Genomic DNA, 16,809 nt, shown 5'->3' with positions numbered 1-16,809 from the left:
CAATGTCTTTATTGAGTTTTACCGTTAGTTTCTTTGAGTTTCCCATTTTCAGACACCTCTTTTAGTAGCGAATGGAGTCGAGATACAGTAGTTTTCTACCTCTTCTACCCACTTGTCATACCAATACCATGCACCAGCTACATCAACACCGTATCCCTTTGATGCATTTTTTGCATCCAACTCGTGCCATAGGGATGTGTGGGTGTACATAGTAAACTGATATCCTTTTGCTTTCATTATCGCGACAACTTGGCTGGCACGATACTTGGGTTTTTCCGTTTCCTTGATGAGTGCGTACTTAGCGTTAATCCCCTGTGCCATTTCCGAATCGGCTTTAATGAATTCAATAACTTGGTCTGCTTGCCCTTTACGGTTCGCCGTCTTAGGCACGAAGAAAACACGATAGGCAAAGTCAGGACTTTGGAAGTCAGTATCAGGCAGACCAGTTTCGAAGGATTTAATAAAGCTCTTGATATGTGCTGGAAGAGTATCTTCCTTCGACAGCGTGTCCAATTGTTCTCGACTAATGGATGAGAATTGAAGACTGAAAGAAAGATGTTTGTCGATTCCGAATTCATCGCCGAAGAATGTCTTCACATACCGATTAAAATTTAAACAGCAAGCCTGAAACTTAGCACTAAGGGTGTTGTCAATTCGGGTCGTCATTTGGTGTTCGATTTCATGCCTAAGTCCAATCAGAAACCTAAGGTTAGCTTCTGCTGGGTCGTTCTTTAATGGCGAAGAAGGCTCATTTAGGCATCGTTCAAGTTCCCAATGCTTACAAGCTCCACTTTTGGTTTTTTCGAACTTCTTTCTTGATCCGGTGAGCCTGTAGTACCGATAGTCAACTCCATTCCTTTTGTAGTGGGCATGGAACAAATAGGTCCATGCGATTATCATTGTAACGATGAACAATTCGGATTTGAATTGGATTTGTGGATTGTTAAAAATCTGAACGGAAGCCAACGCCGCTTCACGGGATTTGTGAAGCAGTTCGCTCTGTATCGAATGGAGCTTGCGATTGCGTTTAGTCATTCAATCACCGTATGAAGACAACTGAGGACGTATTATTGAAATCTCTCGTTGATTGTTGAAAACAAACGAGAAGCCATATCGAGTATCGAGTCCGAAAGCACTGATTTACTTTCAGCCCACGAAGAAACAAGGTATAGGGCAAGAGTCGATTTCCATCCTTCGGGTAGTGTTTCATTACTTCTTGATGCCCAGTTTTTTACTTGGGATGGGAAGCTATCCTTCGATTTATCTGCGGTAGTCAGATTGACTTTGAGCTTCAAAACCTCATTGAATGCTGGTAACAAGATGCTTTCACCGAAAATATCTTCAATTTCTGTTTCCAAGCCAGAGCGACTTAATGCATCATCGAGCATCAAAATCGAATTAGTGTGCCCTGAGTAGAGTTCTTTGAGCAAGGAAGATTGTTTTTGCTTCCCAGCGTCATCACTGTCTAATAGAACCAACGGGCGTATTTCTTGACCAAGAAATAAGGAAGCGAGATGTCCAACCATCTTAGTACCACCACAAGGTGTTATATACACATTTCTTGTTAGCGGAGTACGCCCGGCACTGCGGCACATTTGATTAAGTGCGTGTAGGTAATAGTAGTCAGACATACCTTCTACTAAGATATTATTTTTGTGTTGGAACAAGCCCTTAATCATCGCATATCCTGCGGCAGCTTGTAATGGGAAAATGGTATCGCGGTCAGCCGGCCAAGTTTCTGCACTAATCGTAGAATGACCTAAACGATCCTCGGTTACAGGTCGGACCCGATGAATATGTTCGCCATCGATTAGGAAAGGCGAATGTGTAGAATATAACAACTGATTCTTTTCAGAAAGTCGTTCAAAGAATGCAATCAGTCCCTGCTGAGCAGTGGGGTGAAGATGTAGACCTGGTTCATCCAGAAGAAGGATGGCATCTTTATGCCCTTCGGCTGATTCGACAAGGAACACAAGATAGAATGAGAAGAACCACTGAAAACCTTTACTACGGCTCTCAAGTTCAATCCTTACACCTGGTCTTCTTTCATCAGCAACCCAGATACGGAAATAGTCCCCATCTGCAAGATAATCGATGGTATGCCTGCGTTGTCCGTACCATTCGTTAAAACGTTCGGAGATGTCAAGTGATGCAGAATTCAGCTTAATTGCACGCGCTTCTTTTCGTTGTTGGTCTTGTGAAATTATATCTGCTGTCACGGTTTGGTTCTGATGCTTAGCTTGGATAGCTTTTTCATTACCGAGTTCGTTAATTTCTGCAGCATTCAAGCCAACATGCTTGAACATCGCATTGATGGTTCTGGTTCTGGAGTCATTTGGGTTTCGAGAGAGTTCTTCAATAAATCGGGGAAGGTAGATGGCACTGTCCAGGATGCCATAGTTTTCAAAATATATGAATACTGGTAAGTTGCTCCTAACTAATTCTCTGATTTGATCGAGCGGCTTTTGTGATTGGACAATCGAAAGTGTTTCATTGATTATCTTGAGGAAAGCTTCTACTATGTCGGCAGATAAAGGATTTGAAAACTTTTCTGACTCTTGGCATAAGGATGTTAATAAATGAACGCCCTGTGTTGACCACAGGTCAGTTTCATTTTTCAGGAGGCTTTCTTTATTGGACGCCCAAGACGCAATTTGTGTACGTAGTGTTTGAATAGTTTCTTCCTGTTCTGGCTGTTGTGAGGGGATACGGCGTGCCGCACTAGCAAGTGCTGTTAATGCTTCAACTACTGTCTTAGGCGATACAGATTTTTCTATAATTACTTCATCGAAACGAATTTTTAAAGTGCCATCATAGTACCGAGTCCCGATAGCTACTGAGGGTAGTTTCCCACCTTGGAGATTTTCTTCTAATCCGTCCATCGATAAACTAGAGATGTCAAATTCAACTGAACACACCGGCCAGTCAGAACCATTTTTGAAATCATGCGTATATCTATCCCGCGGAAACTCTCGTTGTGGAAAGTACGGTTCTGGAGTTGCAGGATTGAACTTGTGAAGTGCCTTTAGTAAAGTGGTCTTGCCTGATTCGTTTCTTCCCACTAAAGCAGTTACACGTTCGATCGGTACCCAGCCACTATCTTCGATGTTTCTAAAGTTCTGAACACGGATTCTCAGTACCTTCAACATTTCCAACCCCTTTCCACTTTAGGATACAACTGTTGTCGCAGTTCTTTGCAACCTGAGTCTAAAAAGACGATTGTTTACTAGAAGTCAAATTTGCCATTGAAACATGTGGCATCCATGTTTTTGACTATCAATTTATAGTACTGAAACTCAGTTCTGCAACGCCTTTGCAATGATTCTGAATAATCTTAAAGTCGCCTAGTGCGACATCTTAAGAAGAGATTTCCAGATCGCATCTCTCACCTTACCATAGTGCGACACAAAGTTTTCATTTGGTTTTACTATCCTTGAACACCTACCCATCCCTCCCTATTAGAGTGGGAGACCGAGGAGGGTGTGGACACTCCTCGATAGTAGGTATCCCCTGAGGGGGAGTGGGTGGATGTTTTAACGGTTTATCCTCTTTTTAGGGGGGGCGATAGCACATATTGATTCGTGCTTTTGGATGTAAGGGTTTGAACGAGTGTTTTGCGTTTTTTCTGCCGGATAGACTTCAACAACGACCGGGGTGTTAATCCTATACACCCGGAGAACTGATGCAACTTTTCGTGCTTCCACAGGAGAACATCGCTACACTTTTTGCTTGGGATGGTACGAAGCTCCTTCCCTTGGCAAGACTACCCATTCCAGTCTTCGGGAATTTCAATATTGAGGGAAACTGCATCAGCTTTATCAACCGTAAACAAAGTCGGGTGGTTGCTTTCCGGTGGGACGGTGAGCGACTGGTCACCCATCAGTCAATCACATTGCCAGTTGGATTCAAAGGGTATTGTTCGAAAGTTGTTGGTGATTGTCTCTTCGTCGGCGGTAGGTCGCAATCTGGAGAAATCGTTGGATTCTATGATTTGACGCAGGATAAACCACAGTGGCAATCGATTTACGTTCCCCCCACAGTACGAAGGGCGGGTAAATCAATCGACGATATTATTCTGACAGTAGACATGAAGCTAATTGCCGTTGACAACATGATTTTTCCAAAATACTTGCTTGCTTACGACGCTACCGACCCTCGTAATCCTGTTCTAGAAAAGGTATCTAGACTTCCCAATAACGGGGCATACGAGCATATCAGAAAAGCAGATTCGAACGGACTTGTTCACGGACTCCTGAGTAGTTCTGTGGGTATGTCAGGGTGTCACCAGTTTATCAATCTGCTAGATGCTACCAACTGTCATCAGGTAGGGTCGATTGGACATAAGAGTGATACCGACGACAGTGAAGAAAATCCTTATTGGGTAGATTTCTCATTGGTCGGTGAGTCTGCTGTCATCGCAGGTGGCAAGTTTGGGATTACAGCAGTACGAACCGATAGTTTCCGAAGATATCACGAACAGTTTATCTACCGAATGCCGTCACAAATTCCCAGTGGAGCAAGCATCGAACGTGTCCACAAAATTGATGACATTAGGTTTGTTGTCGTTTGGTCAATGGAATCCAATAGTGGTTTCGGTGTCGTTTCTGTCAATGAATTAGAGCATTCACCTATATGTCATGTTGAAGTCGTTGAGCATGGGGAAGAACCGTCTTCATCATTCATCATCGGTGGAGGTATCTGATGGAGTTGGCAACAACAATACCACTATTTACGAACTTACTCGTGCCCCAGGTGGGACAATTCACCATACTGTCCCATATACATGGTAGAGCGCACATTGCAAGGGTAATGGTGCTAGGTTTTGCTTTGTTGAAGCTGTTAAAGCGACCAGATTTGGAGATACCGCTATGGGCATCTGTTTACGTTCACGACCTGGGAAGAAAGAATGATGACCGTTGTCAACGTCATGGCGACTGGGCTGTAGAAAAGATGTTAATGTCACCTGAGATACTGGATAGGTTGTATCGTGGTGGATTAGCTGAAGCACAAATTGAAGCTGTAAGCACAGCAGTGGAGTACCATTGCAAGCCTTTGTCGCTTAGACGAGAAAGTCCGCATTGGTATTTGTCAATGCTGTTGAAAGAAATTGACGCCCTTGATAGAATTCGACTTTGTGAATTTGATGAACGGTATCTTCGTTTGCCTGAGAGCAAGCGACTGATTCCTGTTGCAAGAGAACTGTATCGGCACACTATGTGGTTGGAACAGTATGATGCAAATCTGATGGATGAAGTGTGGGATGTCGCGACTTCAATTTTGAAACCTATATAAACACTCCCATGACACCGACGAATTTGGGATTGAAATCACTCGCCACCGAAACTTGCCCATAACACCGACCAGTACAATACAATTCACCGTTGTTATGTCATAACACGGGGAAAAAGTAGGTACAGAAGCATAAACCTCTCCCAATAGTGCGACTGTGGAAAAAATCTTCGGTAACTCCTGCCAAAAAGCACCAATTTTACAACCATCGCAACAATAGACTGTCCAATCCTTGATGGTGTTATCACTACAAACGGAGGAAACGCCATTTTGGACTTGCCACTACCGACATTGAGAGATTTTATCGAAGGGCGGATGCACTTGTTAGGGTATGATTACTACTCTCTTTCCCACAGTATTCAACAATCCAGCAATCCGATGGCACAAGTAAGACGATTAGATAATTTCTGTCGTACTGGTGATGCTGATACTGCTTATGTCTCCAAGCTTTCTGCATTACTGGGTCTAACTTCAAGTAACCTGAGACCCTTCATTGAGCAGTTTAAGCAAGCAGAACACCAAGCTCTTTATCGGCAAGCATCTCAAGCTTTCCGACCATTTCTTAGAGCCAACACTGATGGCTCCATGTTGCCACAATACAGAACTCGTATGCTCGCTATTTACCGCAATCATCAGTCGACTGTTACACTTCCTGAAGATGCGATGACGTTGTCTACCATAGACCTTTTTCCTTTGGTCAAAGAGCTGATTCTGAAGCATTACATCCGACAGCATGGAGTAATCCGGCAGGATGGATACATCACTAGTTACACATTGCGATGGTCTATTGAAAGTGAAGCACTTTTCACATTATATGGGGAATTTCTCGAACAAAGTAATCTCGAATCTGAAGAAACAAGCGGTGGGGGGAACAATTGAGATTTTTCATACTGAGTCACGCACTTCTTTCAATAGCGTCGATGTTTGACGGTCGTACGTTGCCACCAGACGGTTCCGGTAGACCGTCGCATGAAATGACTTTCGAATTTGAGCAGTTTACCCGTGCAAGCGAGAAAATTCGTTCGGAATTTCCCGATGTCTCTTTATCGGATATCGAGGTTACCATTGTCTCAATACTGTATGAAGTATTTATGGAAAGCAAGCCGTACATACCGTCATGGAAATTGTTGAAAAGAGCTTTTCCCGAAAGTGCCAATGGACGCCTAGAAGCTTTAGAGGCAATTGATACACTAGTAGTTAAGGATGTTGTGTCATTCGTTCACGATGGCTCTCAAAAGAAATCGCGTCGAGAAGCTCCTCCTCATCTTGCATCCAACATCCGCCTACGTGAGGATTTCATTCTTAAAATTGACACAGAGAAAGTTGTAGAACTGGATTGTTACAAAGGATTTGATTCTAACGATGCATTCATTGACTCAATCGTTCATCTTATGACTTTGCGAACAGGGAAGCACAACCGACGAGACCCGTTTGTAGATTCTGACACCAATGCTGAAGTAGAACAGTACAATTTTGCTCTTGCCATGCATGACGAAAAAAAAAATCGTTCCAAATCCACATTCCCTCTATTGGAGCTAGAGCGAGAATTAGAGTTAAGCGAGATTGAGCGGGAAATCGTGTGGTTTCTAGTCTCAGAGTATTCAAAGTACGAAAGTACTTCAATGCTAAACATCACATCCTCACTTTCTCGGCGACCATCAGATGTCTTCAAGATTTCCAAGGCAATGTCGGTTGATTCGAAGTTGGTCACAAATGGGGTAATTGAGATTGCACCGAACGAGTTTCACCGCGATGATATCACACTTAACTTGTCACCTGCTGTTCTTCGAAGGGTACTATTGGACGACACAACTTCGCAAGCATCGTCCGCAAAGTCTGTAAAGACACCTTCAAGTAACATTTTTGAAGTACGCTCGCCGACACATTCGATGGAACAACTAGTTTTGCCATCAGAGACGTTGGATATCGTGAGGACAATCATCGAATCAAGAAATCCTGCCGTAGCTGACAAATTTAAAACGTGGGGGATGAACGCTGATTCTTGCCGAATCCTTTTTACAGGACCTTCAGGAACAGGAAAAACTGCGACAGCCGAAGCTATTGCAGCAACGCTTGGGAAACCTTTATTAGTAACTGATTCAAGCCGAATGACAAGTAAGTGGGTGGGGGATTCCGAAAAAAATGTTAATAACCTGTTTCATGAATATTACCGATACTGTGAAACCACCAACAGTGTGCCTGTGCTGTTTCTTGACGAATGTGACCAAATATTTTCCAATCGAGCGGAGCTTGGGGGAACAAGTGTCGCCCGTATGCATCAAAACGTCCAGGATATGCTACAAACGAATCTCGATTCATTCAAAGGCATTTTGATAGGATGCACGAACCTTGAAGAGCGACTGGATGAGGCACTTTCACGACGGTTCGATTACAAAATCTCGTTTTCTTTGCCTGATGGTGATGCTCGTTTGCTGATTTGGGAAAAGCACATCCCTGATAACTTCCCATTAGACAATGATGTTAACCTAAGGTCACTGTCAAGTGATTTCGAGTTAACTGGTGGGCAGATTGCAGTGATTGTTCGAAACGTAGCGATGGAAGCAGCTGTAAAAGATTGTGATGTATCGATGGATATGCTTCAGAGAGCCTGTGAACTTGAAATTAAAGGGAAACTTGGTCATCGTTCGTCATTAAAGCTGCCAGTCGGATTCAGGGTAGCAGGTGGCGAATAATGAAGGAGACAAATTCATTCACTGCTACTTTGGCTACGCTCCAACCCCATGGGTCAATTACAGCCGCTTGGTTCGAAACCGAAAAAGGGATGCAATGCTTCTATGGCGTCTGGAGAATGATGAAGCTACTTGAAGACTACATCGGACAGGAAGTTCTCATAACGTTTGATGTTGTTGAATGGTTTTGGAGACCTTTAACGACCACAAGTACCACTTGATGAAACAAATCGGTTCACAGAGGCGTATACGCAACACCCACTTTGCAACATTGTCAAAGTGGGTGTATCTTTTTCTTGAAATCGTACTCATACACGGAAAATCCTTCCCTGACATCGTGTCAGTCATGGACAAACAATAACAGTCCGTGGTAGCAAATGGTAGCAATCTCAACTTACTATTCTCATAAGTTCTTGATAATCCTAAGCAGTCACCACTTATTCGTAATCAGCAGGTCTGCGGTTCGAGTCCGCAAGGTGGCTCTATCGTTCGTTTATGATGTTAACGTGACTCTTAGTGAGTTGCGTTTTTCATTATGTAATCCTGCAAGAAATCTGCGGTTCGAGTCTGCAAGGTGGCTCAGATTCTTAAGTAGGGGCGTATGGCATACGCCCTTTTTCTCCTCAGATTGAGTAATTGTGTTTCGAATTCGAAAGGAAGTGATTTTTGTATAAGAGAAAACTGTTAAGCTCGGTTTTCCAAGGTCTACTCCGGCAAAATCACACAGTTCGAATCTGGAGGGTGGATTTGTTTTGATGGGGCGAATCTCAAGGTAAAAAATGATTACTCCTTTCGAAACAATGGAGTTTATACAATTGTATCACCCATCTTCTTGTTCCCAACTGTCTTTACAGTTCGTACAAAAGAAATACGTCCTTCTGAAATATTCACCATCCCATTTTAAGTCTTCCGATGATGACATCACTGCCTTGATTTGACAGTTAGGACAAATCTCAAATGATTGAAAATCAATCGATGTCATTACTACAGCTTGATCACCCAATTGAGATTTCCAATTTGAAAACATATTTTTGTAAGTGGCGCATTCCATGTTCCAAGCAAAATATGGAATTGACATGTAATCCGGTGAGATTGTTTCAAGACACTGAATAAATTTATTTGAATTGGATGGAAACATCTCGAGAATTGAATTTGGCTCGCAGATTTTTGCTACAATCCGTGTGAAGTTTTCTGTGGGTGAATACTCTTTTATATACTCACCTATGTAGACTATGAGTTTTTCACGGCCGACATCCATCAACAAATTTTTAGTGACGGAATTGCAAAAACCGGTTTTCGACCAACCAAAGTAGGGAAATGCTATATATCCCTTGGGAAAGTTGGAGATACAGTTTTGCAGTTTAACTTTGAACTCGATAAAGTGGTCCAGTACAGTTTCTGGGTAGCATACAATAGCTAAGAAAAGGATGAGTGATTCGTTCGGTTCTTCATCGATTAAGTATCTCTTAAGATATTCTCGAATCGGAGGCACTTCACGATGAATCAAATCATATAAATATATCTGGTTCTCTATTGATTGGTCTAAAGTAACAATAGCTCGAATCGCTTTGTTCGCTTCACTTGGATTTGGCCAGTCGATGTGTCTGAATGCGAGGACATCCGAGGCGATATCTGCGAACTTCGCATCAGGAGATATCGTATCGCGAATTTTCCTCCCACCGATCTCGAAGTTGTTCCATACAAGGTATGCCACCTGTGTTTCATGAATCACTGCAGCAATGCGCTTGGGTAATTCTGGGAATGAATATCGATTTATTATAACCGGAATGAACCAGTCTGTTTCCGTGGGACGAAGTTTAAGTTCTTCCAGTGCAATGTTAAGTTCTTCTTCCATGTAGTTGTTAGATCGAGTCAGATAGTTATCAGAGAAACAGGCAATAAAGTATGAACCTGAGCGGATCGCTTTTCGAATCACATCCTGCCACTTTTTTCCGGGGGCAAGTTTTTCTCGGTCGAGCCAAACCTCGATTGCATTGGCACGGAGGTACTCTGCCAATCGTTGAACGATCAATATGTCGTCGTGTACGTAAGAAATAAAAGTATGCATCTTTATAAACCCTATTAGTTTACTGTTAGTAACAGATGCTAAATGCTTCAGAATAAACTCTTAACACGCTGATCGATAAATGTACATACCAGCAGTGAAAGGTACCAAAATTCAGGAATCGGACACTGGTGCATTCTCCCGGAAATGGTTTATTCACCAATGTGAATAGCAACGGTTGCCGTTACCCGCTATTTTGTTATACCTTGCGTTATGCCGCGACTGCAGCAACTCTCCTTGTTTGAATTAACGAAACCCGAATCCGAAAAGGAGTCGGTACCGTCGGCGTTGTTCCAGTCGCGTCAGGAACCCGAATCGTTACCAGCGCCGCCTCCCCCCAGTCGTTCCCAGCGAAAACTCGAGCGCCTCCGTTTTGAGGAACTTGCGGATTGGCTGCACCGCGAACTTGCCACTAAGATTACTCGTGAATTGATTGTCAAACCGTTACATGGACGTACTCGGTTTGTATCTATGAAAACCGAAGGGAAAGTGATGATGCTCCGGCTGCATCGTCGTTTTATTGATGCTCCTGATCCGGTGCGGGAAGCGTTGCTCACTTGGTTGAAGGGGCCGCGCCGCAAAGCGCCGAAGTTAGTACAACAGTTCATCCACGAACTTTCGACTTTGGCGGCGACCGAGCAGCGACGGTTACCGTTACGGTCGGATTTGCCAACCTATGGAAAGCATTACGATTTGACTGCAAAGTTCCAAGAGGTGAATAATCGATTCTTTTCCGGCGCATGCCGGGTTGCCATCGGCTGGGGAAAACAGGTTCGGAAACACGCCAAATCCCGCAATCTTGGCAGTTACTCGGCGGCATACCACCGCATCGCGATACACCCCCTGTTAGACGATCCCAAGATTCCCGAATTTGTTGTAAAATTCGTCATATTCCACGAATTATTGCACGCCTTACAGTCGCCTTCGATCCGAATTTACCACGATAACGAGTTTCGCGAAGCGGAACGCTCACACCCCGATTACGAAAGGGTGAAGCAGTGGGAAAAAGAGTATTTCGGCCGCATCCGCTGTTAGTTTGACTGCTATGTTTACTCATTTTCCGTTAAAGAGACCCGTCCAAAATACTCTTTCTATGTATTTAGTGTTCGCTTTCTTCCTTCTTTTCTATTCGTTAACCATAACAAAAAATCTTGGTGTTGCCCACGATGCGATGAGTTATCTGGTCAACATCACTCGGGGAACCGATCTCGATCATCCCCATCATTTGCTATATCACTGGACCGCCCGCATCTGGTTGCTGTTGTTTCAGCTTGTTCAAATCCCTTTGTCTTCGGCAACAACCGTCCAGTTATTAAATGTTCTCTTTGGCGCGCTTACGATGGCGTTGTTCTATCAGTTACTGCGCACCAGCCTTTCGGCAACTGGCCCGATGGCATTTATGGGAACCTTGTTGCCGGCGTTTTCCTACGGATTTTGGTTCTACACGACTACGATCGAAGTATACAACATTCCCTTGTTTCTGTTACTATTAACAATAATGGTTCTCAACGGTTCGATAAACACCAAATTCCGTTGGTATTGGGTAGGATTGCTGCACGGTGCGGCAATTCTATACCATCAAGTCAATGTCTTGTTTGGTATCGTAATCCTGGTGTTCATTTTAAAATTCTCAAGCAGTAGCATTACAATAGCAAAGCAAGCGATTAGAAAGTATCTAACGGTTGTCGTCCCAATGACGATAATACCCTATCTCTTCACATACGTTTTTATTCGCCATTTCACAACGTTTGAGCAATGTTGGCGTTGGACGACTGCTTATGCGCAGGACAATCGTTATTGGATTGGATTCGATCCGTTGTTCGCAATAAAAATCGCGAAAGGGCTCGTTAACGTATTCATCGGCGGACATTTTATTTTTGCATTGCCATCAGTAGAACGCTTACTGGCTTCGATGGATCGACAGTTTTATTTTGCGGACGAGTACTTCTTGGTGCGTGATCTGCCAACAGTACAAGCAACGTTTCTTCTCATTGCAACTCTCGTTTTCTTCGTTATGATCGCTTATTTGGTTGTGAACCATCGAAGTAACCAGAAAACGATTCTTCCGGAGCGATTGCGGAAGACTAAGTCGGCGCTGGTTTTATGGTTGTCAGTATATTCGGTGTTTTTTTGTTTTTGGGATGTTGGGAATATTGAGTTTTGGATACCTCAATCGCTGATTCTTTGGTTTCTGTTTTTAATTCGGATTAGAAAAACACTACAGTATCCCGTTTACGAGAAAATACGTTTGATTCCGCTTGGGATTCTCGTTCTATCACTCTTAACTGTCAACTGGTTAGGCAGTATGCGCTGGTTAGCAAACGACCAATATGATTTCGTCCTATCGAAGACGTTGCCAATCGCGAAGTACGCGAAACCGGGTGATGTGATTGTCACAAACTATAGCTGGATCGTATCTGATTACTTTGAATACTACTCTCCTGCCAAAATGATTGCGGTTTCCGAGTTGTTTGAAGAGTATGATCATTCTTCGCAGTTAACGGAAGTTCTCAGAAATCGAATTGATATCGCATTGAGTCGAGGAAATGATGTGTATGTCACACAAGACGCCGTCTCAATTGACCGCTTTACCGAAGCACATTATGGCGAGCGAGTCCGCGAGATCGAAGCGGTCTGGGACAGTTATCGAACTCATTGGAAAATCTATCCGACTACAATCGATACGTTCTACCGGATCGGAGCAATGAGCTTACCCGTACTAAAATAACTTGATAGTATTGATTTATGTATTGCATTGGTAAAACATGCAAATTACCTTGTATTTGTGGTGATTTCTTTTTTTGATGTACAGGATGAGTTGTTGATGATCGAGGTGGTTTGAGTTGTGTACGGTATGGATTGAATATGATGTTGATAATGATAAAGTTAATATATATCCGACGATGCCAACTCGGCGTTGTCATGCTCATATTCCTGAATTTACAGAATCTATCGGCCAATCAACCGACCACTCCTGTCCTTCCCGCGATCGATACTCGTGGCGGTCCAGATCTGGCTGGATATCAATGGACCGATGATTTAGAGCCATTCTCTCCCTCGTTTCAATGGTTAACGCTTAATACGACACCTTTCACGAAAATCTTGCAAGGCGTGCACCGCAACAACGAGATCGGATTTGGCTTTCCCTACTATGACTCGACGTATACGGTTTGTCACATCAGTTCCTGCGGTTGGTTGTCGTTTATAAGTCCAGACAGTGCATTTACCGTTAATCAGGGAATGCCGACGGCCGCACCGCCGAACGGTGTAATCGCCCCGTATTGGGATAATTTGTATGAGAGTTCGTATGTGCAAGGGATACGCGCTGCTCGCTACGATTCCTCTCGCTATGTTGTCACATGGCATGTTTCGCGTAATAGTTCGGTGTATGAGTTTCAAGTGATTTTGCATCGCTCGGGACAGATAATCTTTCAGTACAATCAATTGGGCGCAAATCTCACGAGCGCAACCGTCGGAATCGAAAACCATTTAGGCCATATCGGACAATTCGTTTGCCGGAACGAGGAGTTCGTCCGGTTGCATTCCGCCATTACTTTTCGTCGGATACAGAATCCATCCAATCCGTTTCCTCCCGATGCAACAACCGAAGTCCGTCGCGATCAACGATTGAGCTGGTCGTTCGATGTCTTAGCGAGGCATTATGAAGTTCGGCTCGACACAATGTCTCCACCAGAGCGAATCATCGCACAATCGGTTCGTACGAACTATTGGGATGTTCCGTTACTGCTCCCTTACCAACGGTACTATTGGCAAGTAATCGCCGACGATTCGATCAATACGAGACCGAGTCAAATCTGGCAGTTTGTGACATCCAACGTGTATCGCCCCAGTCCTCCGGTGCAAGCGTGGATTAGCGACGTTACGGCAACCTCCCTCACTCTAAAATGGTTTCCCGCGAATTCCGAATGTTCCGGGTATCGCATCTACCGTTCGATGCAAGATAACCCTTATGAACTGGTTGACACAGTAGCGTCGGACGACTCGTTGTCCATATCCTGCACCGGTTTGTCGCCTTACACCAAATGTCGATTCAAGGTATTTTCGATTTACGATACGCTCACTTCTTTCGATTGCGCCGAGGCAATGGGATGGACAGCTACCGCTCCCGTTGTGCCCCCCACGATCGATGCGGTATCGTACAATTGGGCGATGTTGAACATCTATAACAATCCCCAGACGCCTAATCCGAATAATGCACGCTATGCAATAACCGATGAGTTGTCGGGACTATGGTTAAACGAATCGTATTCGCTAACGTCACCGGTTCCGATTTGGTTTGTACTCGGGCTAAATGATTCGATCAAATGCATGATCCTCAATTTATTTCCGGCAACCCAATACCGGTTTGCCTTATATGCACTCGATTCGGCGTCGGCTGGCGGTTATCGAGCTGGCGCCGTTTCCGTAAGAACAAATGAGTCGTTCTCGTACGTGCCTTTTCGAACGGTTTACTGGATTTCTAATCCGAGCGCCGATTCCCGCAATCACGAATTTGGGAAACAACTCTGCCCGATTGGCGATGTTAATGCCGATGGCAGAGCAGACCTGCTCGTTAGTCTACCGGAGTGGATACACTCGACCCGAGATTACGGCGAGATGTATATCTCACGGCAGCTCGGTAACAATATTACTCCCACATTGTTTGGGCCTATTACAAACCCCATTATTAGCGATACCTTGACTCATTTTGGCGTATCGACGGCGAACATCGGCGATATCGACGGCAATGGAACGGAGGAGTACGTTACTTCGGTGCAACCGGAACAAGGCCAAGGATATGTTCTTTGCTACCGTAACTACTCTCAATTTCCCGTGTACCGTATTGAAGGTTCAGGTGTTGGGTCTTTCGGAGCGAAAGTCGTTGCAATCGGCGACGTAACCTGCGATTCGGTGACGGATTTACTGGTGACCGATCCGATTGCGAACAGCCATGTGATTTCGTCGGGCGTTGCGTATTTGTACGATGGATACCGGGGAACGTTGATCGATTGTGTTGCATCGCCCACACCGCGAGTGGGAGGACGATTTGGCGAAAATGCTGCTGGTGTTGGCGATTTAAATCGCGATGGAAAACCGGAGTTTGCGGTCGTTGCGCCTTATGAGACCAGCGATAACTGGAGTGGGGCAGTATACATCTTCGATGGCGCTTCGAAAACACTGTTCCGAACGCATTATGGAAGCCCGGGCGAAGAATTGGGTAAGATCATTGCCGGAGGAATCGATGTAACCGGCGATATTATTCCGGAGTATTTTTTGTCGGCGCCCGGTTTCCGTAACGGATTAGGTTTCCGTACCGGGAAAGTCAATTGTTTCAACGGTGCAACTGGAACGCTACTATACTCGATATTGTCGCCGGAGTATCGAGCGGATAATTTTGCCGTCGACTTGGTTTTGACACAGGATATCACGAGCGACGGCTATCCTGACCTGTTGATTGCTTCTAATGAGTATGATTATGCGAATCAGATCGATGCCGGCAAAGTTGATTTCTTCCGCGCAACCGATGGTCTCCACGTTTCGAGATTACAACTGGCTGTTCCCCTTGCAAATCACCGGTTTGGATCGCGGCTGGCGATTTTGGAGAATGCCGATCAAGCGCCGACAATCATCGTTTCGGCACTCGGATTGAGTTCGCAGCGCAGTGGGCAAGTTATTGGATATCAATCGACAGCAAGTGCTGTGGGACGTAGTGAAGCCGGTCTGTTGCCAGTGGGGTTGCAATGCTCAGTGTATCCTAATCCATCGAATTCACAGATACAAGTTCGCTTTTCTTTACCAACGGCCGGAGAAGTAAACAGCCGGCTTTACGAAACGACCGGTCGTGAGTTACATCGACCGATTCGTGGGAGCTTTTCTGCTGGTGACCACGTTGCGCCAATCACACTGAATGGATTCTCATCAGGTATATACTATCTGGAAATCGAAGCAAACCAGCAACGGAGATTTTGTAAAATTCTGCTGGTAAAATAACCGAACGTTTGCTTTCTCTTACCGTTTACGAATTCTTCTTTTCACGCGAATGATCTGCGCTTTTTCACCGCGCTGCCGTTTCATGGATTCGCCAAATCTACCGGCATTCAATCGTGACAGAACGATCCTTTGCGCTTTGCCAATCCGGTCTTCAGGAACAAGCAAAATGACTCGGTCGCCTGGAAGTCGCATAGTACTACCCATGACACCGTAACTGCCGCGCAGCGTTCCTTTCCGCAGTACCGGAATACCTGCATTTTCCAGTAACTGCGTTATCAGCTCCGCTTCCAAATCATTATCGCACTCATAGAGCCGAATCCAACCGACATCAGGAAACGACTCGGCAACCGGCTCTGGTAACGATCCCGGTTTCAGTTTACGTCCGCAGTCGCTACAGGTTTCAATGCCTTCGACGAACTCTGATTGGCAAAAGGTACAGTGCGGCAAGATAGCCTCAGGATAGGTGGATATGAAAAACGGGGTACCGAGTACCCCGTTTCGACAAATGCATCAAGATTATTTGAAGAAGTCTGGTACGAAATAGAACATCGTTCCGAGTCGTGACACCATGAACTGGATGAACTCCGATTCGGTCAACCACTTGTATGCGCCGGGAACTGCAATCATATATGCGCAAACCGCGCCAGCAAAGATGTAAGTACCCATTACCCAAAGCGCCATCCGCCGCCAACGTCCGGCATCGGCCATTCCAAATTCATAAAAGAAGTTTTCAATTCGTCGATCTTCAAAGTCGTCAAGATTCAACATATACGG

12 protein-coding genes are annotated in these 16,809 nt (G+C 44.7%); 7 read left to right on the top strand and 5 right to left on the bottom strand.

The annotated features are described in order from the left end of the window. Positions 1–48 precede the first annotated feature (48 nt). Together OEM52_08180 and OEM52_08175 are read right to left on the bottom strand one after the other, a co-directional pair. Positions 49–1,035: a DUF3644 domain-containing protein gene (locus OEM52_08180; GenBank protein ID MDK9700107.1), complete on the bottom strand. Its 987-nt coding sequence runs from the start codon at positions 1,033–1,035 to the stop codon at positions 49–51. A gap of 32 nt (positions 1,036–1,067) precedes the next feature. After that, positions 1,068–3,149, bottom strand: coding sequence for an ATP-binding protein (locus OEM52_08175; GenBank protein ID MDK9700106.1), 2,082 nt, complete (start codon positions 3,147–3,149; stop codon positions 1,068–1,070). Positions 3,150–3,682: 533 nt separating this feature from the next. On the opposite strand from OEM52_08175, the gene OEM52_08170 reads away from it, so the two are divergent. The 4 genes from OEM52_08170 to OEM52_08155 all read left to right on the top strand — a co-directional run bounded on the left by OEM52_08170 (position 3,683) and on the right by OEM52_08155 (position 7,982). Next, the gene (locus OEM52_08170; protein MDK9700105.1) at positions 3,683–4,702 is read left to right on the top strand and encodes a hypothetical protein; all 1,020 of its coding nucleotides are present in this window, start codon (positions 3,683–3,685) and stop codon (positions 4,700–4,702) included. Continuing rightward, positions 4,702–5,292 carry a hypothetical protein gene (locus OEM52_08165; protein ID MDK9700104.1) on the top strand — a complete coding sequence of 197 codons (591 nt, stop codon included), beginning with the start codon at positions 4,702–4,704 and terminating at the stop codon, positions 5,290–5,292. The genes OEM52_08170 and OEM52_08165 overlap by 1 nt, the downstream gene beginning before the upstream one ends. Before the next feature lie 267 nt (positions 5,293–5,559). Continuing rightward, a complete protein-coding gene (locus OEM52_08160; protein MDK9700103.1) occupies positions 5,560–6,168 on the top strand; it encodes a hypothetical protein in 609 nt (202 codons plus the stop codon). A gap of 41 nt (positions 6,169–6,209) precedes the next feature. Next, on the top strand, positions 6,210–7,982 hold the full coding sequence (locus OEM52_08155) for an ATP-binding protein (GenBank protein MDK9700102.1): 1,773 nt from the start codon (positions 6,210–6,212) through the stop codon (positions 7,980–7,982). A gap of 817 nt (positions 7,983–8,799) precedes the next feature. Here OEM52_08155 and OEM52_08150 read toward each other — a convergent pair. Next, positions 8,800–10,047 (bottom strand): toll/interleukin-1 receptor domain-containing protein, encoded by a 1,248-nt coding sequence (locus OEM52_08150; GenBank protein ID MDK9700101.1) that lies wholly within the window; start codon positions 10,045–10,047, stop codon positions 8,800–8,802. Between the two features lie 210 nt (positions 10,048–10,257). On the opposite strand from OEM52_08150, the gene OEM52_08145 reads away from it, so the two are divergent. The 3 genes from OEM52_08145 to OEM52_08135 all read left to right on the top strand — a co-directional run bounded on the left by OEM52_08145 (position 10,258) and on the right by OEM52_08135 (position 16,035). Next, positions 10,258–11,079 carry a hypothetical protein gene (locus OEM52_08145; GenBank protein ID MDK9700100.1) on the top strand — a complete coding sequence of 274 codons (822 nt, stop codon included), beginning with the start codon at positions 10,258–10,260 and terminating at the stop codon, positions 11,077–11,079. A 58-nt stretch (positions 11,080–11,137) separates the two neighbouring features. Next, positions 11,138–12,772 (top strand): glycosyltransferase family 39 protein, encoded by a 1,635-nt coding sequence (locus OEM52_08140; GenBank protein ID MDK9700099.1) that lies wholly within the window; start codon positions 11,138–11,140, stop codon positions 12,770–12,772. Between the two features lie 149 nt (positions 12,773–12,921). Next, entirely contained in the window at positions 12,922–16,035 is a 3,114-nt protein-coding gene (locus OEM52_08135) for an FG-GAP-like repeat-containing protein (protein MDK9700098.1), read from the top strand. A gap of 18 nt (positions 16,036–16,053) precedes the next feature. Here OEM52_08135 and OEM52_08130 read toward each other — a convergent pair whose 3' ends face one another. Then, complete coding sequence (locus OEM52_08130; GenBank protein ID MDK9700097.1) at positions 16,054–16,482, bottom strand: DUF2007 domain-containing protein; 429 nt, start codon at positions 16,480–16,482, stop codon at positions 16,054–16,056. A gap of 69 nt (positions 16,483–16,551) precedes the next feature. Then, positions 16,552–16,809 (bottom strand): hypothetical protein (locus OEM52_08125; protein ID MDK9700096.1); only part of this gene is annotated, 258 nt, incomplete at its 5' end.

The sequence above is a fragment of the bacterium genome (assembly GCA_030247525.1).
Taxonomy (GTDB): Bacteria; Electryoneota; JAOADG01; order JAOADG01; family JAOADG01; genus JAOTSC01.
Note: the sequence above shows the minus strand (reverse complement) of the source record. Positions and strands in the feature narration are given on the sequence as shown.

Excerpts from the sequence above, each read along its gene's own strand:
- OEM52_08180 (MDK9700107.1), bottom strand. The coding sequence starts at position 1,035 with ATGACTAAACGCAATCGCAAGCTCCATTCGATACAGAGCGAACTGCTT.
- OEM52_08175 (MDK9700106.1), bottom strand. The coding sequence starts at position 3,149 with ATGTTGAAGGTACTGAGAATCCGTGTTCAGAACTTTAGAAACATCGAA.
- OEM52_08170 (MDK9700105.1), top strand. The coding sequence starts at position 3,683 with ATGCAACTTTTCGTGCTTCCACAGGAGAACATCGCTACACTTTTTGCT.
- OEM52_08165 (MDK9700104.1), top strand. The coding sequence starts at position 4,702 with ATGGAGTTGGCAACAACAATACCACTATTTACGAACTTACTCGTGCCC.
- OEM52_08155 (MDK9700102.1), top strand. The coding sequence starts at position 6,210 with ATGTTTGACGGTCGTACGTTGCCACCAGACGGTTCCGGTAGACCGTCG.
- OEM52_08150 (MDK9700101.1), bottom strand. The coding sequence starts at position 10,047 with ATGCATACTTTTATTTCTTACGTACACGACGACATATTGATCGTTCAA.
- OEM52_08145 (MDK9700100.1), top strand. The coding sequence starts at position 10,258 with ATGCCGCGACTGCAGCAACTCTCCTTGTTTGAATTAACGAAACCCGAA.
- OEM52_08140 (MDK9700099.1), top strand. The coding sequence starts at position 11,138 with ATGTATTTAGTGTTCGCTTTCTTCCTTCTTTTCTATTCGTTAACCATA.
- OEM52_08135 (MDK9700098.1), top strand. The coding sequence starts at position 12,922 with ATGATAAAGTTAATATATATCCGACGATGCCAACTCGGCGTTGTCATG.